Genomic DNA, 24,015 nt, shown 5'->3' with positions numbered 1-24,015 from the left:
GCTTTAAAACGCAGATAAAATTCGTTTATATTACATTATTAACCGCTTATTTTTGCAACAAACATTATTGACTGTGAATATTGAACAACTATATAGCATCTACCAGCAACATCGCTCGGTACAAACGGATACACGTAAGCTGAAAACCAATGATATTTTCTTTGCGCTGAAAGGAGATAACTTCAATGGTAATGAGTTCGCAGCCAAAGCATTGGAAATGGGTGCAGCATTCGCAGTAGTAGATGAGGCAGCTTATTATACCATTCCGGAAAAAATGATGCTCGTAGCTGATGCGTTAGAAGCCTTGCAGCAACTGGCTTTGTGGCATCGTCAGCAATTACATATTCCTATACTCGCCATAACCGGTACTAACGGTAAAACCACTACGAAAGAACTGGTAAATGCTGCATTGTCTGCCGGCTTCAAAACATACGCCACGGTTGGCAATCTTAATAATCATATTGGTGTCCCTCTCACTATTTTAAGTATACTCCCTGATGTGGAAATAGCTGTTATAGAAATGGGGGCCAACCATCAACAGGAAATAGCCAGCTATTGCCGGATAGCATTGCCTACACACGGTATTATCACCAATATCGGGAAAGCGCACCTGGAAGGCTTTGGCAGTGAAGAAGGTGTAAAGAAAGCCAAAGGAGAATTGTACGATTTTTTACGCGCCAACAACGGAACTGTGTTTGTATGTAATGATTACGGCTACCTGGTGGAAATGCTCAAAAGCATTCCCCACATCATTACCTATGGCAGCAAAAAAGCAGACTATATTGGCGAATCCATAGCAGATACAGCTTTCCTGGCAGTAGCGCTAAGAGGTAGCAGCCAGGTAGGATTTATACAAACACAATTAGTGGGTGCCTATAATTTCCCGAATGTGATGGCAGCCGTTGCGGTAGCCAGTCACTTTAAAGTACCTGAAAATAAAATAGCACCGGCCATTGCCGCTTATACACCTTCTAATAATCGCTCGCAGGTAATACAACAAGATAACAATACCATCATTATGGATGCGTATAATGCCAACCCTTCCAGCATGAGAGCAGCTATCGAAAACTTTGCAGGCATCCTCGCTCCCAATAAAGTGTTGCTGCTGGGTGCTATGATGGAACTGGGAGCAGATAGCGTGAAAGAACACCAGGCACTGGTAAACTTACTGGAACGTAACCATTGGGACGCAGTAGTATTGGTGGGCGGCGATTTTAAAAAGATCAACCATCCCTATATTTTCATGGAAGATGCCACAGCAGCAGGTAAATGGCTAAAACAGCAACAATTCCAAAATACTTATATACTGATCAAAGGCTCCAGAAGCACGGGTATGGAGCGGGTACTCGCTTAATTAAACATGCAATTCAGATGGTATAATATATTTGACAAAATATATTTGTTAACGATTTCATAATTGTATTATTTTTAATACTTCATTCTGTCATTTGATCTTTACCAAAATCTGAATTGCATGCACAAAAAAATTTGGTGTTATCTCCTTTGTATGCTCTGTAGCATACTATTAATCCCTACTGTAATGTTTGCCCAGGAAACCACCGCTGATATAGCGGGTATTGTTGGCAGCAAAGAGGGACCTGTACCCGGTGCCAGCATAGTGGTTACCCATCAGCCTACCGGAACTAAGTACGCAACCGTTTCCCGCAAGGACGGCCGTTTTAATTTACCGAATCTGCGCGTAGGTGGTCCGTACACATTAACGATCTCCTACATTGGTTTTAAAGATGAGAAAAGAGAAAACATTTTTCTGTCGTTAGGCCAGGAGTTCAAAGCAGACGCCAATCTGCAGCCAAGTACCAGCACATTAACGGAGGTAGTAGTTACCTCCCTCAGTCAGAGCAAAGTAATTAACAGGGCCCGTACAGGCAGCCAGGAAGTAATTACCCGCGCTCAAATGGATAGATTGCCTACTGTTAGCAGATCTATGCAGGACTTCACCAAACTTACACCTTCCGCAAATGGATTGAACATTGGTGGCAGAAGCAACCAATACAATAACATCACAGTAGATGGTGCCAACTTCAACAACTCATTTGGTTTACAGCCTACACTTGGCTCTCAGACAGCTTCTCAGCCAATCAGCCTGGAAGCACTGGAGCAAATTCAGGTAAACGTATCGCCGTATGATGTAAGACAAGGCGGCTTTTCCGGCGCCGGTATCAATAGCGTTACTAAAAGCGGTAGCAACACTTTTAAAGCAACTGTATACACCTATATTCAAACACCGGGTTTACAAGGCTTGAAAGTAGGCACCACTACGGTTCCTAAGCCTGATTTTAATTACAACCTCCGTGGTTTCTCTGCAGGTGGTGCTATTGTACGTAACAAAGTATTCTTCTTTATAAGTGCAGAACAGGAAAGAATTAAAGCACCTGCTACCAGTCTTGTTGCCAACACACCAGGCGGTGTAGCTGGTCCTAACGTATCTCAGGCGGTAGCAGATACATTGAATCAGCTGAAGAAATTCCTGATGGATAAATACGGGTATAATCCGGGTGATTATCAGAACTACACTTATCGTACACAAAGTGATAAAGTAACTGCTAAAATAGACTGGAATGTAAATGAACACAACACGTTTACTTTCAAGTACAGCTACCTGAAATCATTTAAAGATATTCCTGCCAGCAATAGTGGAGCGCCAGGTGGTGGATCTGTTGGAAGTGGCCGTCAGCCAAGTTCCACAGGCCTTCCTTTTAGTGGAAGCGGTTATACCATCAACAATAATTTCAACATTTTTATTGCAGAGCTGAACACCCGCATTGGTAATCGTGCCTCCAATAAATTGCAGATCGGTTACTCTGCCATGCGCGATTTCAGATCGTCCTTATCAGGCGCAAATTTCCCGCTGGTAGACATCATGAACGGACAACAAAAGGCCAGCTATACAGCATTTGGTTATGAGCCTTTTACTTACAACAATAAGCTCAACACCAATGTATATCAGCTGTCTGATATCTTCACCCTGTATAAGGGCAAGCATGAAATAACGTTAGGTACCCAAAACTATTATAAAACTTTCCTGAATGGTTTTGCACCTAACTACAATGGCAACTACCGTTTCAACACACTGACAGATTTTTATGCCAGTGCTAATACCGGTGCATTAACTACCGCCCGTTATGCCGTGTCATACAGTACTACAAAGGATGGATCATTCCCGTATGCTAAAATAAACATGCTGGAACTGGGTCTTTTTGTACAGGATAAATGGAGTGTTACCAACAACTTTACCTTTACCTATGGTTTACGTATAGACGTTCCTGTTATAGGCAGTACATTTACCAGAAATGATTCGCTCACAGCATTAACATTCAGAGATGGTATACAGGTAGATGTAGGTCGTGCGCCTAAAACATCTCCCCTGTTTTCGCCACGTGTAGGCTTTAACTGGGATATAACACATGATGGTAAAACACAACTCCGTGGTGGAGCAGGTTTATTCTCCGGTCCGCCACCAGCAGTATGGTTGAGTAACCAGGCAGGCAACAACGGCGTACAATTTGGCTCTTTTGTGGCAACAGCCAGCAATGCTTCTACTATACCTTATCCGTTTAATCCGGATCCAAATGCTTACAAAAATACTTCCGGACAATTATCTTCTCAATATAATATAGCCGTTACCGATAAGAACTTCAAATATCCGCAGGTAATGAAAGTAACGCTGGCAGTAGATCGCCAATTGCCGTGGGGTATCATTGGTACATTGGAAGCAAATTATTCAAAAGATATCAATGCCGTTTACTTCCAGAACATTAACCTGCCAACAACAGGTTTTCAACTGGACAGTACACCGGATCACCGCACCCGTTACAGCGCTTCACAGATCTACGGTCCGGGTAACAATAGCCTGAGTCATCCCAACATCAGCGATGCTATCCTGATGCGCAATGCCAGCAAAGGATATTCTTACTTTGCTACTTTACAGTTACAAAAAAATCTGCCTAACCTCTACCTCAGTGCAGCTTATACTTACAGCAAATCACGCAGCATTAATGATGGTGGTAGTATTGCACAAAGCAACTGGCGTGACCGTCCTGTAAGTGGCGACCCCAATGCTGCGGTATTAGGTTATTCCAACTTCTATTTACCACACCGTATTATTGCTGCCGCTACCTATAAATTTACCTGGGCTAAAAACTTTGCTACCTCAGTAGGTATGGTATATGAAGCTGCTGCTAATGGTACTACTTCCTATACTTACAACGGAGATGTAAACAATGATGGCTCCAATGGTAATAACGACCTGATATTTATCCCCGCCAGCAAAGACCAGATCAAACTGGTGCCGGTAGGTTATGGTGATAAAACCTTTGATCCTAACAACCCTACTGATAAACGTTCAGCAGGCGTAGTGTGGAACCAGGTAGATAATTTTATTAAACAGGATGATTACCTGAGCCGCCACAGAGGCCAGTATGCAGAGCGTAATGCAGTAGTGTTGCCCTTCTTTAAACGTATGGACCTGAATATTACACAGGACATTTTTGTTTACAGTGGCAAGGAAAAAACAAAACACACCCTGCGTATCACGTTTGACATCATCAACTTTGGTAATTTCTTAAACAGAAGATGGGGTACCTACAAATTATCCAACGTACCTTCTTTCCTGAAGTATGAAGGCCAGTTCCGTGATGCTAATGGAAAAGCAACCAATGAAGCAGCGTTCTCTTTCCCTTACCTGGATGCAGATAACCAGATTCCGGTTACCAATTCCTGGAAAGATAACACCGGTACTATTTCCCGTTGGCAGGGCCAGTTGGGCATTCGTTACCTGTTCAACTAAAACTGTGATTTTTATGATTTGTATGATGATCCTGATGCGCGGAGATATGAGCGAATGCTGATGCTTAATTTTACCTATCATGATATCAGAAAAATAAAAAAGAGAAAGTCCGGATAATCCGGGCTTTCTCTTTTTATATAATAAACTTAAATATCAAACAACATAACACCCATCAGGGTAATCCAGTCAATCCCTTAATCCTGGTTCAGACAATCTCCGCTTATATCTCCACACATCAGGATCATCATACAAATCATAAAAATCACAGTTCCGGACAATTTATCCAATATCCACCGCGTTAATACAAAAAAGAATAGTAGCCTGTACCATCCAGATGTAGTAACTCCCCCGAAAATGTTTTGAAGATTATTCCCTTTTTACCGAAGAAAGCAGCGCAAAAAAAAGACCTGCAAGCTAAAAAACCCGCAGGTGTTCATAACCTATGCCAACTTTAGAGTAATCGTTAAAACTTAAATGTATACAGTATAAAATTTAAGTTTTGTAATATTTTGAGTGCTGTATTTTCTTGTTTTGTGTATGTATTATAGAGATAACGTAATGGAAAATGTATTTGTTCAAAAATTTGTAAAATAATTTTGGGCTTCATTTTTTTTGTCCGCTTTTCGGGCTGTTCCATAGTTATTTACGAATACCTATTTCCTTTGGATTGCTAAAATGGAAAAAAAATTAAAAAAAATATTATTATTTACTTTTAATATATGTAAGTAAATGCTTACTTGATATCCTGACAAATTTCAATCAAAACACCATTGGTATTTTTTGGGTGGAGGAAACAAATCAATTTATTATCAGCACCTTTTTTGGGGGTTTCCTGTAATAAAACAAAGCCTTCCGACTGTAATCGTTTCATTTCTGCATAAATATCCGCCACTTCAAAAGCGATGTGGTGCATCCCTTCTCCCTTTTTATCCAGAAATTTTGCGATGGCACTTCCCGGACCTGTGGCTTCCAATAATTCAATCTTGGTATCGCCTTGTTGGAAAAATGCGGTTTGTACCTGTTCGCTTTCAACTCCCTCTGTTTTATAACAAGGCGTGTTCAATAATTTCTCAAACAATGGAATGGAAACAGATAAAGAGTTCACTGCTATGCCAATATGTTCTACTTTGAGCATGTTTAATCGTTTAACCGGCCATAAGAAATGCTATGTCCGTATAGTTTTTTACAATGAGCTTAACCCGGTAAAAATAGAACTTATGTCGTAAATTTGTTTTGTTTCCATTTTAATATAAATAGAAAGAGAGATATGTTAAAACTCCCTGTTTACCTGGATAATAATGCCACTACGCCCTGCGACCCCAGAGTAGTAGAAGCCATGTTGCCATACTTCACAGAAGTATATGGTAATGCAGCCAGCCGCAGCCATCCATTTGGTTGGGCAGCAGAGGAGGCCGTAGATTACGCCCGCGAGCAGGTGGCTAAACTGATTGGAGCAGATCCTAAAGAAATCATCTTTACCTCAGGCGCCACAGAAGCCGATAACCTGGCCATTAAAGGCGTATATGAAATGTACGCTGCTAAAGGAAATCATATTATCACCACAGAAATAGAACATAAAGCCGTATTAGATACCTGCAAACACCTGGAAAAGCAAGGTGCACTGGTAACTTATCTCAAAGTAAATAAAGAAGGTGCTATTGACCTGAAAGAACTGGAAGCGGCTATCACGCCACAAACCATACTGGTGGCTATTATGTACGCCAATAATGAAATTGGTGTGATCAACCCTATACGGGAAATCAGTACCATCGCAAAAAGACATGGCGTACTGGTAATGACAGATGCCTCTCAGGCTGCAGGAAAAATTCCGGTAGATGTGAATGCAGATGGCATTGACCTGATGGCTTTCAGTGCCCATAAAATGTACGGCCCCAAAGGTGTTGGCGCTTTGTATGTACGCCGCAAATCACCCCGCGTAAAAGTAACAGCACAAATAGATGGCGGCGGCCACGAAAGAGGCATGCGCTCCGGGACCCTCAATGTACCGGGTATTGTTGGCTTTGGTAAAGCCTGTGAATTGTGTCAGCTGGAAATGGAAGAAGATGCAAAACGTATCGCTCCCATGAGAGACCGGCTGGAAAAGGCTTTGTTGCAACTGGAGGAATCCTACGTGAACGGCTCTACGACAAATCGTTTACCACAAACCTCCAATATCTCTTTTAAATATGTAGAAGGAGAAGGACTGATGATGGGCTTCAATAAAACCATAGCTCTTTCTTCCGGATCTGCCTGTACCTCCGCTTCGCTGGAGCCCAGCTACGTATTAAAGGCACTGGGCCTGGGCGATGACCTGGCTCACTCTTCCATCCGTTTTGGGCTGGGACGTTATACTACAGATGAACAAATAGATTATACTATCCAATGTGTAACCGATACCGTAAATAAATTAAGAGACATGAGCCCGCTATGGGAGATGTTTAAAGACGGCGTGGATTTGGATACGATAGAATGGGAACACCACTAGCAAATTCCTAAAAAAAATATGGCTTATTCAGAAAAAGTACTCGACCATTACAACAATCCTAAAAATGTGGGCACGCTGGACAAAAGCAAATCCACCGTGGGGACCGGTTTGGTGGGGGCGCCTGAATACGGCGATGTGATGCGGTTGCAGATAGAAGTAGATCCTGTTACACAGCTGATCAGAGATGCCAGGTTCAAAACATTTGGTTGCGGTTCTGCCATCGCCTCTTCTTCTTTGGCTACTGTATGGCTGAAAGGTAAAAGCATCGACGAAGCCATACAAATCCATAATATGGATATTGTGGAAGAACTGAACCTGCCTCCCGTAAAACTACATTGCTCTGTACTGGTCGAAGAGGCCATCAGGGCTGCCATTAATGACTATCGTCAGAAAAATGGCCTTGCACTATTACACTTTGAAGCTCACAATAATTAAGTGTCAGCAATTAGCGGTAAACTGTTAGTCCAATTATAAAAAGACTAACAGCTAACCGCTAATTGCTAAAAGCTTATATATTTGTGTCTTTACTTATCCTAATCCTTACAACACTGTTCATGCTTGCCATCTTTAAGAAAGAGATAAACCAGTTTTTCAGCAGTATTACAGGCTATGTTGCCATCATTTTGTTTTTGCTGGCAAACGGATTATTGCTTTTTGTTTTTCCGGATACCAGTCTGCTCGATACCGGTTACGCTAACCTTGACCCGCTGTTTAATCTGGCGCCATTCATTTATCTCCTGCTGATTCCGGCAATTACCATGCGTTGTTTTGCCGACGAATTTAAAACGGGCACCATGGAATTACTTAGCACCAAACCACTTACAGGGTGGCAGATAGTAATGGGGAAATTCTGGAGCAGCCTGCTCATTGTAGCCATTTCATTGCTTCCTACTATCATATATTATTTTGCTATCCGGCAGTTGAGTGTAGATGCACATCAGTTGGACAATGGCGGTATACTGGGTTCCTACACCGGCTTATTCCTGCTGGGGGCAGTTTTTACAGCTATCGGTATCTGGGCTTCTTCTTTAACTGCCAATGCCATGATCGCATTTTTGATTGCGCTTTTTACCTGCTTTATATTTTATAATGGCTTTGATGCCATCAGTAAAATACCTGCTTTCAGTGGCGGCGCAGATTATTATTTGCAAATGGCCGGCATTAAATTCCACTACCTATCTATCAGCCGCGGTGTGATTGATAGTCGTGATGTGATCTATTTCATCAGCATAATAGGACTGATGCTCTATCTCACTAAATTATCCCTGCAAAGAAAACTCTGGCAAAACGCATAATATTCCGGCATTTTTTTTATTCAGATATGCAGCTATTTTGTTTTAATGAGAAACCTGTTCCGGAAGCAAAATATCTACCTAAAAAAATAAGAAAATAACCACATCTCTAAATGATATGGCTACACGAAAAAAATATATACAACGTGCAATAGCAGTAATACTGGTACTCACGGGCATTAACATAGCAGCTGCTCACTTTCATGGCAGATGGGATCTGACATCAGAAAAAAGATATACGCTGACAGAAAATACGCGGCACATGCTGCGTACCCTGAACAGCCCTGTAGAAATTGAGGTTTTCCTGAAAGGCGATTATCCCGCCAGCTTCCGTCAGCTGGCTCAGGCTACCAGCGAGTTGCTGGAAGAGTTCAGGGAATATGGCAAACAAAATCTCCGCTTTACTTTCATCAGTCCGGGTCAGGGTATGACAGATTCCGCACGCATGAAGTTCATGGGAGAACTGACCGCACAAGGCATTATGCCTTTTAATATGAAAGTACAACAGGAAGCCAACGATGGTTTTGCGGAAAAACTCATTTTCCCTGGTGCACTACTACATTATAAAGGCAAAACAATAGGCGTAAACCTGTTGAAAAACCAGGGCGGGCAAGATCCGATGCAAACTATGAATAACTCAGAAGCCTTGCTGGAGTATCAGTTTGCCAATGCTATCCATAAACTGGTGGAAGATAAAAAACCATTAGTGGGTTATATGCTGGGGCACGGCGAATCATTAGGTGTAGAAGTATACGACGCACTCAATACCTTACAAAGCAATTACGGACTGGATACACTCACCTTACAAGCCACGCCATATATTCCACATGATTTTGATGTGATCCTCTTTGCCAAGCCAGCAGGCGCTTTCAGCGATGTGGATAAACTAAAGATAGATCAATACGTGATGAATGGCGGTAAAGTATTGTGGTTTATCGACGAGTCCAATGCATCCATGGATAGTTTGCATCAACATCCTGATTTTTTTGCATTTGATCGCGGTCTGAACCTGGAAGATATCCTGTTCCGTTATGGGGTGCGCATTAACCAGGATCTGATCATGGACATGCAAAGTGATGTAGTACCACTGGTGGTGGGCAATGTAGGCAACCGGCCACAGATACAGCCGGTGCCATTTCCTTATTTCCCGCTGCTGATGCCCACCAAAGCACATCCTATTGTAAAAAATCTGGATATGGTGCTGAGTCGTTTTGTGAGTTCTATGGACACTATCAAAAACGATGCAATCAAAAAAACGATCCTGCTCACATCTTCCCGTAACAGTCGTACTATAAGGATCCCCGCACAAGTAAGCTGGGAAACTGTAAAAACACAACCCAATCCCCGCGAATACCGGCAACAGTTCCTGCCGGCAGCAGTTTTGCTGGAAGGACATTTTACCTCGCTGTTTCATAACCGTCAGGATCCCGAAGCAGTGACCAACCTGCAACGCGCTTCCGGCAAACGTTTCAAGGACGCCACAGACACCATCAACAAGATGATTGTGGTGAGCGATGGCGACCTGATCGCTAACGCAGTATCCCGTAAGGAAGGTCCGCTACAGATGGGTATTAATGAGTTTAATCCGGGTTTTGCCTTTGCCAATAAGGAATTTTTCCTTAACTGCCTGGAATACCTGAGCGGTAATAATGGTGTGATGGAAGCAAGAAACAAGGAACTAACGCTGCGTTTGCTGGATGCAGAAAAAATAAAACAAGAAAAAACAAAATGGCAGGTAATCTGTTTCCTGGTTCCAATAGGGCTGGTACTGCTGTTTGCCATGGTTTTCCAGTTCGTTCGCCAGCGTAGATTTACAGAATAGCTTGCGGTTCAATGGTTTGTTTGCAACGGACCCTTGATCGAATTTCATATCTTTGCTCCTCATAAAAAAAAATTGGTTGAAATGGAGCATACCCAGTTGACATATCTCATTTTTGGAATTGTGATAGTCCTGGCGCTGATTTTCGACCTGGGTTTGCTCAGTAAAAAGAATGAACAGATTTCTATCAGAAAGGCATTGTTTCAAACCTGTTTTTGGGTAGGACTGTCACTGCTCTTTTTTGGATTTTTATGGTATGGGGAAGGATCTGTAACGGCGGTTAGCTATCTCAGTGCTTACCTCATGGAATGGTCTTTATCAATTGACAATATTTTCGTATTTATCCTCATCCTCGGCTTCTTCAAGGTAAAAGAAGAAAACTATGCCCGGGTATTGCTGATTGGTATCCTGATGGCCATTATATTCAGGGCTATCTTTATCACCATAGGCGTGGCGCTGATCAGTCAGTTTGAGTGGATATTATACATTTTCGGGGCTTTTCTCATCTACACCGGTTACAAAATGTTTACCGCAAAGGAAGATGATACATTTAACCCGGAAGAAAATGTTGCCTATCGTTTTATGAACAAATATATGCGGGTAACGGCAGAAGAGCCAAAAGGGCGATTTGTTATTCGTAAAGATAATAAGACGTATCTCACTACGTTATCAATAGTAGTGGTGATGCTGGCTGTTACTGATATTATATTCGCGCTGGATTCAATTCCGGCTGTATTTGCCATATCACAGCAACCGCTGGTGGTGTATACCTCCAACATATTTGCGGTATTAGGACTCAGGTCCTTGTTCTTTTTGTTGAGGGGTGCAGTAGATAAATTTGCCTATCTGCCACAGGGTATTGCTATTGTACTTATTTTCATAGGACTAAAAATGCTCGCTGAGTATTTTTTGAAGATGTATACCATACATATGCCGGTTTATGTATCATTAATCGTAATTGTGCTATGCCTTGGAGGTTCTATCCTCTATTCCCTCTACCATCAGAAAAAAGAATTACCGGAAGCAGAAGTGAAGTAAAAAGCAGCTGAGAACAATGTTTTGTAGCTGCTAAGTGATTATTCAAACCTGATAAACGTGTATAACGCAGCAAGTATCAACAAGACTTTGAAAGGGGAATTGTTGCAAGAGACCGGATTTACTGAAATTGACCATCTCTTATTGGACAGCCGGAAGCTCAGCTTCCCGGAAACATCGTTGTTCATATCTTTGGTAAGCCCACGGCGCAATGCGCATCAATACATAGAAGAGTTGTACCGCAAAGGTGTCAGCAATTTTGTGGTGAGTGAGCCTGTACCACTCGAAAAATATCCAAAAGCCAATTTCATCCTGGTAAAAGATACGTTGCAAGCCCTGCATGCGCTGGTGGCTTCGCACCGGCATCAGTTTCACATACCTGTTATCGGGGTAACCGGCAGCAATGGTAAAACCATTGTAAAAGAATGGCTGTATCAGCTGCTGGAAAAGGATTACAACATTGTACGCAGTCCTAAAAGCTATAACTCACAGATAGGTGTACCCTTATCTGTTTGGCAAATGAAGCCGGAACACCAACTGGCGATCTTTGAAGCCGGCATTTCACAACCAGGTGAAATGGTGAACCTGGAAAAGATCATCCGTCCTACTATCGGCATTTTCACCAATATCGGTGAGGCTCATAGTGAAGGTTTTTTAAATATCAGGCAGAAGATCAACGAGAAGCTCGTATTATTTGCCAAGAGTGATATCCTCATTTATTGTAAAGATTACCTGGCACTGAATGAGTGTGTGCTGGCCTTTCACAGCCAGGTAGGGAAAAAAGAAAACCAGGAAGGCGGACCGGAATTGTTTTCATGGTCCAGGAAAACAGATGCTGATCTACGCGTCATCGGTGTTGATAAAAATGATAACCATAGCCGCATAGATGCCCTGTACAAACAAGAACCACTGCATATCAACATCCCGTTTGTGGATGAAGGCTCTATTGAAAATGCGATTCATTGCTGGGCGCTCATGTTATACCTGGGCACGGAGCAGGCAGTTATACAACAGCGCATGAATCAGCTGAGCAACATTGCCATGCGACTGGAACTGAAGCAGGGTATCAATAATTGTTCTGTCATCAACGACAGTTACAGCCTGGATCTGGGCTCCTTAACCATTGCACTGGATTTTCTGCAACAACAACAGCAGCACGCCACCCGCACAGTTATACTCAGTGATATCTTACAGAGTGGTAAAAGTGATGCTACCTTATATGAAGAAGTAGCGGACCTCCTGCAGAAAAAAGGCATCAACAGGCTATTGGCTATTGGTAAAAATATCAGCAGGGAAAAGAAATGTTTTCAACAAATTGAAGGATTAAAAACACAATTCTTTAATACCACAGATGAATATATTCAGCAGTTCAACGCAGATGATTTTCAGAATGAAACCATACTGGTAAAGGGTGCCCGCATATTTCAATTTGAACGAATCGGCAAACTGCTGGAGCAGAAAGCACATCAAACCATCCTCGAAATCAATCTCACAGCTATTGCGCATAATGTAAAGCTGTATCAGTCGCTCTTAAAACCCGATACCAAGGTAATGGCCATGGTAAAGGCTTTCTCTTATGGAAGTGGTAGTTTTGAAATTGCGAACCTGCTGCAGTTCCATGGTGTAGATTACCTGGCAGTAGCTTATGCAGATGAAGGCGTGGAGCTGAGAAGAGCTGGTATCACCATGCCTATTATGGTGATGAACCCTGAACCGGCCAGTTTTGACGCCATTCTTCACTGGAACCTTGAGCCGGAAATATATTCCATGCAGATATTACTGCAGTTTTTGGAAGAAGTGACCGCAGCGGGTAAAACAGATTTCCCGATCCATATTAAACTGGATACCGGCATGCATCGCCTGGGTTTTGTGAAAAGTGAAATTGCAGAACTGGCGCAGATGCTGACCGCCAGTCCATTAATGAAAGTACAATCTATCTTTAGTCACCTCGCTGCCAGCGAAGACCCTGCAAAGGATGCACTGACCCAGCAACAAGGCAGACTATTTTATGATATGAGCCATGAGCTGCAAAAGGCACTGGGCTATACCGTAATCCGTCATATTGCCAACAGTGCTGCTATCAGCCGCCATCCTGAATTACACCTGGATATGGTGCGTTTGGGCATAGGCATGTATGGTATCGATAGTAGTAATGGTATTCAGGATCAATTGCGTAATGTGAGTACACTCAAAACCACAGTAGCGCAGCTGAAGCACCTGGAAGCCGGTGATACCGTGGGTTACGGCGCAAAGTGGGAAGCTAAAGGACCAGCAGTAACGGCCACCGTGCGTATCGGTTATGCCGATGGCTACCCAAGGAGATTAAGCCAGGGTGTGGGCAAAATGCTGATTCGTGGTAAGCTGGCACCTGTTGCAGGTACCGTTGCCATGGATATGCTGATGCTGGATGTTACAAATATTCCTGATATCATGGAAGGGGATGAAGTGATAGTATTTGGGCAGGATTTGCCCGTGCAGGACCTTTCCGACTGGGCTGAGACCATTCCTTATGAAATATTAACAGGAATTTCACAACGTGTAAAAAGAGTATATTTCCAGGAATAATGATATTGCAGGCTTCCGACTTTGAAATAAACTATTATTTTTGATAAAATTTTAATATCAATTGAAATATCGTCACGTTGTATTTATCGTTATCCTAATCCTGGCAATAGACCAGGCGCTGAAATTCTGGATTAAGACCCATATGTTCATGCAGCAGGAGTTTGTGATCCTTCCCAACTGGTTCCGCATCCATTTTATAGAAAATGAAGGAATGGCCTACGGGCTCAAGTTTGGTGGCGACTTTGGTAAGATCTTACTCACCATGTTCCGCTTAGTGGCTGTGGTAGTGGGTTTTGTGTATATGAAGAAACTCATCAAAGAAAAATACAGTACCGGGTTACTGATTTGCGGCTCCCTGATTTTGGCAGGTGCTGCCGGCAATCTGATAGACAGTATGTTCTACGGTCTTATTTTCACTGATAGCATCGGTTATGAAGCAGCTAAGTTTTTGCCTGCAGGCGGCGGCTATGGCAGCTTTTTACACGGTCGCGTAGTGGACATGCTGTATTTCCCTATTTATGAAGGGTATTTGCCTAAGTGGATCCCTTTTAAAGGAGGCGATTACTTTGTGTTCTTCCGCCCGGTGTTTAATGTGGCTGATGCCGCAATATCTACCGGCGTAGTAGCTATCCTGTTGTTTCAGAAAAGGTTCTTTGGTAAGCATATGCATCCAAAAACAGCCGATCAGGCAGTAATGAAAGATCATGTAGCTTAATAAATAATAAACATATTATAGAAAAGCGTTCGCCGGAAAGTGAACGCTTTTTTTATTTTTATATCCTCGCTACACCGTTAATCCTATCATTCCCAGCTCATTAAAACATCAACTGCGGCTCATTTTCAGCTGCTGCCGTTCCTTTTTTTCAATAATTACAGTCATTTGCTTTGAAATGAAAAATACCCTTTTTATATTTGTCTACTAATTCTATAGACTATATGATAATAAGCGTTACAAATTACCTGTTTTCAAACCGATGTTGAGGCACGACAACGGCTTTCCATCCCCTTCAAACGATCAATTTATCTTTCCAGCATCTATAACGTTGACAACACTATGCAAAAGTTCTTACCTATACTGGCTAAATACCTCCTTATAATATTGGTATTTAGTCCGGTACTAGTACAGGCACAGCTCAATGGCTCTTATGTAATACAGGGAAAAATTACAGACGACCACGGCAACGGGCTTCCGGGTGCTTCCGTACAAATTAAAGGCACCTCATTTGGCGGGCAAACAGATACCACCGGCCATTTTGATGTGACCACCAACTCTAAATTTCCGCTGAAACTCATTATCAGACTGATTGGCTATCAGGCCCAGGAATTTGAAGTAAAAAGCAGCAGCAGCAAACTGGCCATCCAGTTATTTACACAATCCCTGCTGGTAAATGAAGTGGTGGTATCCGCTTCCAGGCAGCAGGAAAAACTTCTTCGCTCACCGGTAGCCATCGAAAAACTGGATATCCGGGCACTGAAAGAAACGCCTTCCTCTACCTTTTATGATGCATTGGGCAACCTGAAAGGAGTACAAATGACCACCGCAGGTCTTACTTTCAAAGTATTTAATACCCGCGGATTTAATGTGCCCAACAACTTCCGCTTCATGCAACTGGTAGACGGTGTGGATAACCAGGCCGCTACGCTGGGTGTACCCCTGGGTAACGCTATCGGACCTACGGAGTTAGATATCTCCAGTGTGGAAGTAACGCCAGGTGCCTCTTCCGCCCTGTATGGTATGAATGCCATCAATGGTATGTCTAACCTCATCACTAAAAATCCTTTTCAATACCAGGGTGTAAGTGTATACCAGAAAATAGCGGTGAACCATGTAGGCGATGCCGGTGGCGCAAAACCACTAACTGAAACGGCTATACGCTATGCCCAGTCGTATGCTCCCTGGTTTGCCTGGAAAATCAATTTAAGCTACATGCAGGGAACCGACTGGTACGCGGACAGTCACAACGACTTTAACCCGCAACCCAAAGCCAATCCCGACTTCCCACAGCTGAGCGGTGCTAATAATATCGCAAATGATGCCTGGAATAAATACGGAGATAACAGTAACCTGCAGGTCATTGATAAAGATGGCCGCGCTTACAATGTACACCGTACCGGCTATTGGGAAAAAGACCTGGTAGGTGATTTCACCGTAAAAAATAAAAAGGCAGATGTCTCCTTTAATTTCCGTTTACCACATAAACTGGAATTATCCTACTCCTACCGCTATGGTCAGATGGATGGTTTCTTTCAGCGTGGCAACCGTATTGGCCTGAGAGGAGTAACTGTACAGAATCATAAAATAGAACTGGTACATCCGGACTTCACCCTCCGCTCTTACATCTCTATCGAAAATACCGGCGACTCTTACAATATGAATCCGCTGGCGGATAACCTGGAGAAATCTTTTAAACCTGATAAAACATGGCTGAAAGATTATACTACAGGTTTAAACAATGCCTTAACAGGCGGAGACGACCTGGTGGCTGCACATCAGGCTGCACGCGCCTTTGCGGACGCAGGCAGATGGACTCCCGGCACACCGGCCTTTGATGCACAGGTGGCAAAAATAAAAAGTATAAATGACTGGGACATCTATCCTACTTCTAAAAATCCCAATAATACAAGTGGTGGCGCTGCCCTTTTACAAAGGAGCCGCTTCTATCATACAGAAGGTACCTGGAACCTGCGTAAGTACATCCACTTCGCTGATGTACTGGTAGGTGCCGACTATCGCACATATGAAATTATTCCGGATGGCAACAACTTTGTTGACTTCTCTTTACCGGCAGACAAACGTAACCAACCCGGTGGAAAGCACATCTGGTACGGCAAAACAGGCGGCTTTGCACAAATCAGCAAAACTTTTTTTAGCGATGCGTTGAAGCTCACCGGCTCATTGCGTTACGATAAGAACGAACAATTTGATGCTAAAGTGAATCCACGTATTGCGGCTGTATACAGCATCAAAGACAAACACAACTTCCGTGTTTCCTGGCAAAATGGCTTCCGCTTCCCTTCATTATTTGAAGCGTATTCCTTCGTAAACAACGGCCAGGTAAGACGCGTAGGTGGTCTGGCATTTATTGAGCAGGGATTGGGATACTTTAAAAATTCCTATCTCACTACTACCGTGGATGCTTTTGGTATAGCCGTAAATAAAACCATCAATGCGGAGCATATCTCCAAAGATGCCGCTGCAGCCAAAAATGCAGGTATACTGAAAGTAGCTAACCTGGATCCGATTGTTCCGGAACAGATCACCTCCTTTGAAGCAGGCTACAAAGGCGTGCTGCTGGACAATAAACTGTTCATCGACATAGATGGTTATTACAGTGCCTACAAACATTTCATTGGCCAGATAGAAGCTGTAGTGCCTACCTCCGGCGACGTAAACAAACCGGATCAATCTGTACTGAACCAAATGCTGGATAAGAGTTTACAGAACAGATACCGGGTATGGACCAATAGCAAATCTACTGTCAACAACTATGGCTTTGCAGTAGCTGCTACTTACGATATCTATAAAAGTTTTACGGTAAGTGGTAATGCTAACTTCAACAAGCTTGCACAGGATAAAACAAAAGATGATGCTTTGATTCCTGGTTTTAATACGCCGGAATGGTTTACCAATGTAAGTATCGGTAACCGTAACCTGTTCAAAAATATTGGATTCAATGTGGTATGGCACTGGCAGGATACTTTCTACTGGCAAAACCTCTTTGGCAATGGCGATGTACCTGCTTACAGCACAGTAGATGCACAGATCACTTATCGTGTTCCGAAGATCAAGACTTCATTTAAACTGGGTGCCTCCAACATATTGAATAGTTCGTACTTCCAGTATGTGGGTGGTCCAACTATCCGTGGATTATACTATTTCACGGTAACGTATGATAATGTGTTTCAGCGTAAATAAGGGTCCGGCTTCGCCGGGAAATTATCTTACTCAGGATTAAACTGATTATGATGATTACCCTGATTTTATTGACTAAGATAGATTTAAAAAGATTAGCGAAGATTAAAACGGACATAACCGCTTTGATCTTCGCTAATCTTTTTAAATCAAAAAAATATAATCGGGGTAATCATCATAATCAGTTTAATCCTGAGTAAGATAATTTCCCGGCAAAGCCGGACTACCCATTATTTGATTTCTCCTACCATGTGCGCAGGCACTACCCATTCGTCGAATTCAGCGGGTGTAACATAACCCAGCTTCACTGCCATTTCTTTCAGTGTAGTTCCTTCTTTATGCGCTTTCTGCGCAATCTCTGCTGCTTTGTAGTAGCCGATCCTGGTGTTCAGCGCTGTTACCAGCATCAGGGAATTTTCTACGTGCTTTCTGATATTAGCTTCGATAGGTTCAATGCCTTCGGCACATTTATCGTTGAAGCTTACACAGCCATCACCAATGAGGCGGGCAGAATGCAGGAAGTTGAAGATCATTACAGGTTTAAATACGTTCAGCTCAAAGTGGCCGTTAGAACCACCAATGCTGATCGTAACATCGTTACCCATCACCTGTGCAGCAATCATGGTGAGTGCTTCACACTGTGTAGGATTCACTTTGCCAGGCATGATAGAAGAACCCGGTTCATTGTCCGGAATATGAATTTCACCGATACCTGCGCGTGGGCCGGAGCTCAGCATACGAATATCGTTTGCTATCTTCATTAAACTTACCGCTACAGTTTTTAAAGCGCCGTGGGCTTCTACGATAGCATCGTGTGCTGCCAGTGCTTCAAATTTATTTTCAGCAGTAATGAAAGGTAAACCGGTTAATATGGCGATGTTTTTCGCTACATTTTCGGAATAACCTTTTGGCGTATTAATACCGGTACCTACGGCAGTGCCGCCCAGTGCCAGTTCGCTCAGATGCGCCAATGTATTGTTGATGGCTTTTAAACCATGGTCCAGCTGCGATACATAGCCGCTGATTTCCTGTCCGAGTGTAAGTGGCGTAGCATCCATGAAGTGAGTACGACCAATTTTCACTACATTTTTATATGCTTCCGCTTTTTGTGCCAGCGTATTACGCAGCTTTTTAATGCCGGGAACAGTTACTTCTGCCAGCATTTTATAAGCTGCAATATGCATTGCAGTAGGGAAGGTATCGTTAGATGATTGTGATTTATTTACATCATCGTTCGGATGAATGAATTTTTCTTTGTCTGTCAGCTGACCACCATGAATAACGTGTGCGCGGTAGGCTACTACTTCATTCACGTTCATGTTGGACTGGGTACCGGAACCTGTTTGCCATACTACCAGTGGAAACTGCTCGTCCAGCTTACCTTCGAGGATTTCGTCACATACCTGGCCGATCAGATCACTTTTTTCTTTTGGCAATACACCTGCTTCCAGGTTGGTTAAAGCCGCCGCTTTTTTCAGATAAGCAAATGCCTTGATAATTTCTTTCGGCATTTTGTTGATATCCTGTGCGATCTTGAAATTTTCAATGGAGCGCTGTGTTTGAGCGCCGTAATAGGCATTTACAGGCACTTTCACCTCGCCCATCGTGTCTTTCTCTATTCTGAATTCCATATAGCGTAAGCTTTTATGATTAAGGGTACAAAAGTAAAGAATTACGAATTACGAATGGCGAATTACGGACAGAAGCGAGTGATATAAGTGTATAATCTTTATTTATACCACTCGCTTCTGTCCGTAATTCGCCATTCGTAATTCGTAATTCTTTGTTTATTCTCCTGTAAAATTCGCTTGTCTTTTTTGCGTAAAGGCCGCAGCCCCTTCCTGTAAATCTTTTGTAGCAAAGCAGGCCCCAAATTCTTTTAATTCCAGCTCAAAGCCGTCCTGGTTTTTATCCAGGGCTGCATTGGCACATTTTACCACGCGGGCAATAGCCAGCGGTGCTTTCGTTTGAATTTTCTGTAAGATGGATATCGCTTTGGGCAGCAGTTCTTCCTGTTTCACCACGTGGTTCACCAGGCCCCATGACTGGGCTTCGGCAGCGGTGAGCATATCGCCGGTCATCATCAGTTCCAGTGCTTTGCCTTTTCCTACCAGCTGTGTGAGGCGTTGGGTGCCGCCATAGCCAGGAATAAGGCCCAGGCTCACTTCCGGCTGACCAAATTTAGCGTTTTCGCTGGCTATACGAAAATGGCAGGCCATGGCCAGCTCGCAGCCACCGCCGAGCGCAAAACCATTCACTGCAGCGATAATTGGCTTTGGACTGCTTTCTATACGCTGAAAAATGACATGTCCTTTTTTCGCCAGCTCTTCGCCCTGTTTGGCTGATAACGTGAGAAACTCACTAATATCTGCTCCGGCTACAAATGCTTTTTCTCCGGAGCCGGTGATGATGGCGCCTTTGATGTTTTGGTTGCCATATATTTCATCTACCGCCAGCGCCAGTTCCGACAACACCTGCTGGTTGAGGGCATTCATTTTTTCCGGGCGGTTGATACTAATAGTCAGGATATTATTTTCAAGTTGTGTGCTTAACGTCTGATACATGGACCGTATTTTAGTTTATCAATATTAAGCAATATTCAATAACCTAACGAATCAGTCCGATAGCGGCTTCCAGCTGCAAATCGCGGCCGGCATCAAATGCAGCCTGATTGTATTTCACTTCTATATCCGGCGGAAAACCAATGCCTTCATATATTTTCCCATCCCTGTATTTCAGCATCAGGGAAGAAGTATACACCAGGTTGATGTAATCTGTAGAAAACTGTCCTCCGTTATAATTTTTGTTATCCGTAAGCGGGCCATTGGCTCCCCAGGTGCGCTCTCCTACAAAATGTCCGTTGGGTAAGGATTTCACAGCCATCGTTGTTATTTCCGACATACTTACGGACCAGGCATCTGCCAGCATGATAATAGGCGCGGTAATATTGCGGGCACCCGGCTGTGGTGTAACAAAGGCAGGGGCCCAGGGAGAATAATCCAGGCGGCCATTGCCTTGCTTGGAACGGGTGTAGCCAAAATCAAGCTGCTTACCGATCATCTGCCCGATCAGGAAATTCAGATCAGCCAAACTACCACCACCATTGCCACGCACATCTATAATAATACCGGTGATATTGGGTGTGTTTTTTAGTTTATCGAAAAAATACTGCTCTACTCTTTTCACCCCGTTGGCAGTATCCGTATTAAACAGATTTTTCAGATTAAATGCGCTGAAAAAGAAGTACAACGTACTTTGTTTAATGGTACCGGAAACGGCTACATACTGTTTGTCTACATCATTGGTGAACCCCCTTTTCCAACCTGGATCCAGGTAATGATGGGGTATCGTATCGTAAAAATTGAAAATATCAATAGGATTATGATAATCCGGACTGGCCACTTTACGCTGGTAAGCAGGATTAATACTAAAGGAATCCTTTAACCAGGAATCTTTAAACGAAAGATCATAATGTGAATCCACCAATCCGGCGCTCAGCTGCTTAAAATAAGTATATCCTTTTCTTACATCGTTGGAATCGTAGAGATTCAGTTTAGCAAAGAGTGGTTTATACGTTTTGTATACCTGGTCCCAATTAACCGTATCAATATCCCAGAATACATAATTATTATTCATCCCCGTCCAGTAGGAGTCAAATACTTCACCGAAATTTCCGGATATATAATTTCCGGGATCATTGATTTGCGGAATGTCTTTACGGCAGGAAGCCGCCATGAATAACAATATGAGGGCAAAAATATATTTATGTAGATGTCTCATTTTATCTGGCATTAAACTGTTAACAAATTTTATTCAGCAGTCTTAACTTCTTGTTCGTGAGCGTGATGGAAGATGTTTTTGATACTAAACAGGCAACCGGCCTGAATAACATAAGTATCATTATAGCGGGGGATCTGGTTGATCATATAATTTTTCTGCTGATCTGATAATCCGTAATAGTACCGGCCTTCCACAAAAAACCTGTATTTGCAGTGTAACAGATATTCTACACCGGCACCTGCCACCAGCCCGAATTCCATACGGCGATCGCGGCGACTGTCAAATGCATATTTCTCATTATAATTATATGCCTGATTAAACTGGAAATAATTATATACCTGCTGATTATTCGGAAGATCAGGACCGGAATTGAATACATTGGCCATAGCGCCCTTAATGCGGCTATCGGCCCAATAAGCACCATATCCACCCATATTTACAAAACCTCTCAGTTGATGGCCACCAAAGGAGAAGTGTGCCATTAACGGCAGTTGAATATAAGTATTGGTAGTTTTTTGGAAGATGCCATCAAAAAAATGATCGCGGCTTTGCTCATAATTCTTTTGGATGTACGAGGGTTCTGCCTGAATGGCCAACCAGTCGTTAAAGTGATATTGCATGGGAATTCCCACTACAAATCCACTTAATGCATCATACTTCGTAAAAGCGCGGTACCCGGTACTGGTATGCAGATAATTTTTATCGTATCCACCGGATACGCCTATCTCAAACTGGGCTTGTGTTTTTAGGGAAGCTGCATTTAAACACAATAAAAGTGCGGTAAAAAACAATAGTTTATGTTTCATATGAGATCCATTTGGGAGTATTGGCTGATGTAACAAAGGCGAAGTCCCGTAACCAACAAATTAAGTTAGCAACGGGACTTCGAAAATAACATATATCTCTGCTAATAGTTCACCTCAATCTCAGCTTTCCCACTTTTCATCTTCATATAATGCCTTTTTTTCTTCACTTTGAAATAATTTATACCGCTGAAATTGTATCCCAGCGAAACAAATACCAGGTTAGCCTGTAAATTTTTATTGGGATAAATAGTATTGCCTTTATCAGTTGTTTTAAAGTCCTGGTTAAAGAAGTTTTGCGGGTAGTATTGCACTTTCAGTCCGAAGCCGGGATTAATGCGGAATCCGGCAAATAAAGACGGCATCAGCAAAGGAGTGCGATCGCTGAACCACTCGTTGAACTTATGCACTTTGCTGCCATTTAAAAATTGTTTTTCCTTATAGTTGAAGGCCAGATCTATCTCGCCACCAGCAAAGAAAAAGAAGCTGCCACCGGTTACATCCCCAATCTTAATACCTAATGGAACACCCAGCGTATATACCCGCTGTTTCAGTTTCAGTGAATCATTGGGTTTAGAGATAAGGCCTATGTTTTTAATATTAAAACCGGTAAAGAATCCTAAGTTTTTGGACACATCTTTATTAAAATTAGTTCCAACGTTGAAAAAGATGGTAAATCGCGGGATATTGCGCATATGCTCCCCGTTTTCTTTCATAGCAGCAAAAGAGAGCAACGGCCCCTCCCCGCCATGTGTAACGTATATACCTTCCCGGTGCTTGGGATATTTACCAAAAATAAGGGAGAAGCTGGTTTTAAAGTGCGTATCAGTGGTTGTATCGCTGACAGCAGCCTTGGCAGAATCTTTATTTTCCTGTGCCAGCACAACATTACAGGCTACCAACAGTAGCAGGAAAACGGGGTATAACTTACATTTCATAAAAACAGGCATTATGGTTTTTTAGATTTGGTACACTATATCAAACTAAAGACGACCCGGAAAAAGAAATGTTACGACAATTTGAAATTTTTTTAAAAATTTCTGTGACTGGCCACCCAGCCGGTAATATAATCGGAAATATCCCTGGTATGGGTTCCCGGAGGGAATAATTTGCCAACGCCCATTTCCTGGAGTTCCTGCATATCGGCGTCAGGGATGATTCCACCACCGGTAAGCAATACATCATGCATCCCTTTTTCTTTCATCCGGGCTATTATTTTGGGGAATACTGTCATGTGCGCGCCAGACAGGATACTGATACCAATAGCATCTACATCTTCCTGCAGGGCGGCATTCACCACCATTTCAGGAGTTTGACGTAAACCGGTGTAGATAACTTCCATGCCGGCATCCCGCAGTGCCGCTGCTATCACTTTTGCACCACGATCGTGACCATCCAGGCCCACTTTAGCTACTAATACACGAACAGGACGATTTAATGGGTTGACCATACCATTTAATAATTGAGGACGTAAATATAACGATTAGCTGTCAGATCTTAGCTTCCGTAGCTTTGG

Annotated in this window: 17 protein-coding genes; 10 read left to right on the top strand and 7 right to left on the bottom strand. The window is 42.8% G+C overall.

Features of this window, described 5'->3' with window-relative positions; genetic code table 11:
* The first annotated feature begins 52 nt into the window (after nt 1-52).
* Entirely contained in the window at nt 53-1,354 is a 1,302-nt protein-coding gene (locus CLV51_RS05530; protein WP_245898625.1) for a UDP-N-acetylmuramoyl-tripeptide--D-alanyl-D-alanine ligase, read from the top strand.
* Nucleotides 1,355-1,474: 120 nt separating this feature from the next.
* The gene (locus CLV51_RS05525) at nt 1,475-4,807 is read left to right on the top strand and encodes a TonB-dependent receptor (RefSeq protein WP_245898624.1); all 3,333 of its coding nucleotides are present in this window, start codon (nt 1,475-1,477) and stop codon (nt 4,805-4,807) included.
* A gap of 733 nt (nt 4,808-5,540) precedes the next feature.
* Here the strand turns inward: CLV51_RS05525 and mce are convergent.
* Entirely contained in the window at nt 5,541-5,942 is a 402-nt protein-coding gene (gene mce / locus CLV51_RS05520; protein ID WP_106526988.1) for a methylmalonyl-CoA epimerase, read from the bottom strand.
* Between the two features lie 132 nt (nt 5,943-6,074).
* On the opposite strand from mce, the gene CLV51_RS05515 reads away from it, so the two are divergent.
* From CLV51_RS05515 to CLV51_RS05480, 8 genes are all read left to right on the top strand, one after another.
* Nucleotides 6,075-7,292 (top strand): IscS subfamily cysteine desulfurase, encoded by a 1,218-nt coding sequence (locus CLV51_RS05515; protein ID WP_106526987.1) that lies wholly within the window; start codon nt 6,075-6,077, stop codon nt 7,290-7,292.
* Nucleotides 7,293-7,310: 18 nt separating this feature from the next.
* Entirely contained in the window at nt 7,311-7,727 is a 417-nt protein-coding gene (gene iscU / locus CLV51_RS05510) for a Fe-S cluster assembly scaffold IscU (protein WP_106526986.1), read from the top strand.
* An 83-nt stretch (nt 7,728-7,810) separates the two neighbouring features.
* On the top strand, nt 7,811-8,587 hold the full coding sequence (gldF, locus tag CLV51_RS05505) for a gliding motility-associated ABC transporter permease subunit GldF (RefSeq protein WP_245898623.1): 777 nt from the start codon (nt 7,811-7,813) through the stop codon (nt 8,585-8,587).
* Nucleotides 8,588-8,702: 115 nt separating this feature from the next.
* Nucleotides 8,703-10,406 (top strand): gliding motility-associated ABC transporter substrate-binding protein GldG, encoded by a 1,704-nt coding sequence (gene gldG, locus CLV51_RS05500; RefSeq protein WP_106526985.1) that lies wholly within the window; start codon nt 8,703-8,705, stop codon nt 10,404-10,406.
* 81 nt (nt 10,407-10,487) lie between these two features.
* The gene (locus CLV51_RS05495; RefSeq protein ID WP_106526984.1) at nt 10,488-11,441 is read left to right on the top strand and encodes a TerC/Alx family metal homeostasis membrane protein; all 954 of its coding nucleotides are present in this window, start codon (nt 10,488-10,490) and stop codon (nt 11,439-11,441) included.
* A gap of 57 nt (nt 11,442-11,498) precedes the next feature.
* The gene (locus CLV51_RS05490) at nt 11,499-14,003 is read left to right on the top strand and encodes a bifunctional UDP-N-acetylmuramoyl-tripeptide:D-alanyl-D-alanine ligase/alanine racemase (RefSeq protein WP_106526983.1); all 2,505 of its coding nucleotides are present in this window, start codon (nt 11,499-11,501) and stop codon (nt 14,001-14,003) included.
* A gap of 61 nt (nt 14,004-14,064) precedes the next feature.
* Nucleotides 14,065-14,718 (top strand): lipoprotein signal peptidase, encoded by a 654-nt coding sequence (locus CLV51_RS05485; protein ID WP_106526982.1) that lies wholly within the window; start codon nt 14,065-14,067, stop codon nt 14,716-14,718.
* Between the two features lie 339 nt (nt 14,719-15,057).
* Complete coding sequence (locus tag CLV51_RS05480) at nt 15,058-17,919, top strand: TonB-dependent receptor (RefSeq protein ID WP_106526981.1); 2,862 nt, start codon at nt 15,058-15,060, stop codon at nt 17,917-17,919.
* A 227-nt stretch (nt 17,920-18,146) separates the two neighbouring features.
* On the opposite strand, the gene fumC is transcribed toward CLV51_RS05480, so the two are convergent.
* From fumC to CLV51_RS05450, 6 genes are all read right to left on the bottom strand, one after another.
* Nucleotides 18,147-19,547, bottom strand: coding sequence for a class II fumarate hydratase (gene fumC, locus CLV51_RS05475; RefSeq protein ID WP_106526980.1), 1,401 nt, complete (start codon nt 19,545-19,547; stop codon nt 18,147-18,149).
* 156 nt (nt 19,548-19,703) lie between these two features.
* Nucleotides 19,704-20,480, bottom strand: a complete 777-nt coding sequence (locus CLV51_RS05470) for an enoyl-CoA hydratase/isomerase family protein (protein ID WP_106526979.1) — start codon at nt 20,478-20,480, stop codon at nt 19,704-19,706.
* A gap of 43 nt (nt 20,481-20,523) precedes the next feature.
* Nucleotides 20,524-21,696, bottom strand: a complete 1,173-nt coding sequence (locus CLV51_RS05465) for a S41 family peptidase (protein WP_158266936.1) — start codon at nt 21,694-21,696, stop codon at nt 20,524-20,526.
* Nucleotides 21,697-21,725: 29 nt separating this feature from the next.
* Nucleotides 21,726-22,502: a porin family protein gene (locus CLV51_RS05460; RefSeq protein WP_106526977.1), complete on the bottom strand. Its 777-nt coding sequence runs from the start codon at nt 22,500-22,502 to the stop codon at nt 21,726-21,728.
* Nucleotides 22,503-22,603: 101 nt separating this feature from the next.
* A complete protein-coding gene (locus tag CLV51_RS05455; protein ID WP_106527590.1) occupies nt 22,604-23,437 on the bottom strand; it encodes a hypothetical protein in 834 nt (277 codons plus the stop codon).
* 92 nt (nt 23,438-23,529) lie between these two features.
* Complete coding sequence (locus CLV51_RS05450) at nt 23,530-23,949, bottom strand: cobalamin B12-binding domain-containing protein (protein ID WP_106526976.1); 420 nt, start codon at nt 23,947-23,949, stop codon at nt 23,530-23,532.
* Between the last annotated feature and the right edge of the window lie 66 nt (nt 23,950-24,015).

This window comes from Chitinophaga niastensis, from assembly GCF_003014755.1.
GTDB classification, from domain to species: domain Bacteria; phylum Bacteroidota; class Bacteroidia; order Chitinophagales; family Chitinophagaceae; genus Chitinophaga; species Chitinophaga niastensis.
This window is presented reverse-complemented; position numbering and strand designations above follow the sequence as displayed.

Bases quoted from the DNA above. Each gene is read 5' to 3' on its own strand.
- iscU (WP_106526986.1), top strand. From the start codon at position 7,311: ATGGCTTATTCAGAAAAAGTACTCGACCATTACAACAATCCTAAAAAT.
- CLV51_RS05480 (WP_106526981.1), top strand. From the start codon at position 15,058: ATGCAAAAGTTCTTACCTATACTGGCTAAATACCTCCTTATAATATTG.
- CLV51_RS05450 (WP_106526976.1), bottom strand. From the start codon at position 23,949: ATGGTCAACCCATTAAATCGTCCTGTTCGTGTATTAGTAGCTAAAGTG.
- CLV51_RS05465 (WP_158266936.1), bottom strand. From the start codon at position 21,696: ATGAGACATCTACATAAATATATTTTTGCCCTCATATTGTTATTCATG.
- CLV51_RS05515 (WP_106526987.1), top strand. From the start codon at position 6,075: ATGTTAAAACTCCCTGTTTACCTGGATAATAATGCCACTACGCCCTGC.
- mce (WP_106526988.1), bottom strand. From the start codon at position 5,942: ATGCTCAAAGTAGAACATATTGGCATAGCAGTGAACTCTTTATCTGTT.
- CLV51_RS05460 (WP_106526977.1), bottom strand. From the start codon at position 22,502: ATGAAACATAAACTATTGTTTTTTACCGCACTTTTATTGTGTTTAAAT.
- CLV51_RS05455 (WP_106527590.1), bottom strand. From the start codon at position 23,437: ATGAAATGTAAGTTATACCCCGTTTTCCTGCTACTGTTGGTAGCCTGT.
- CLV51_RS05525 (WP_245898624.1), top strand. From the start codon at position 1,475: ATGCACAAAAAAATTTGGTGTTATCTCCTTTGTATGCTCTGTAGCATA.
- CLV51_RS05470 (WP_106526979.1), bottom strand. From the start codon at position 20,480: ATGTATCAGACGTTAAGCACACAACTTGAAAATAATATCCTGACTATT.
- gldG (WP_106526985.1), top strand. From the start codon at position 8,703: ATGGCTACACGAAAAAAATATATACAACGTGCAATAGCAGTAATACTG.
- CLV51_RS05495 (WP_106526984.1), top strand. From the start codon at position 10,488: ATGGAGCATACCCAGTTGACATATCTCATTTTTGGAATTGTGATAGTC.
- fumC (WP_106526980.1), bottom strand. From the start codon at position 19,547: ATGGAATTCAGAATAGAGAAAGACACGATGGGCGAGGTGAAAGTGCCT.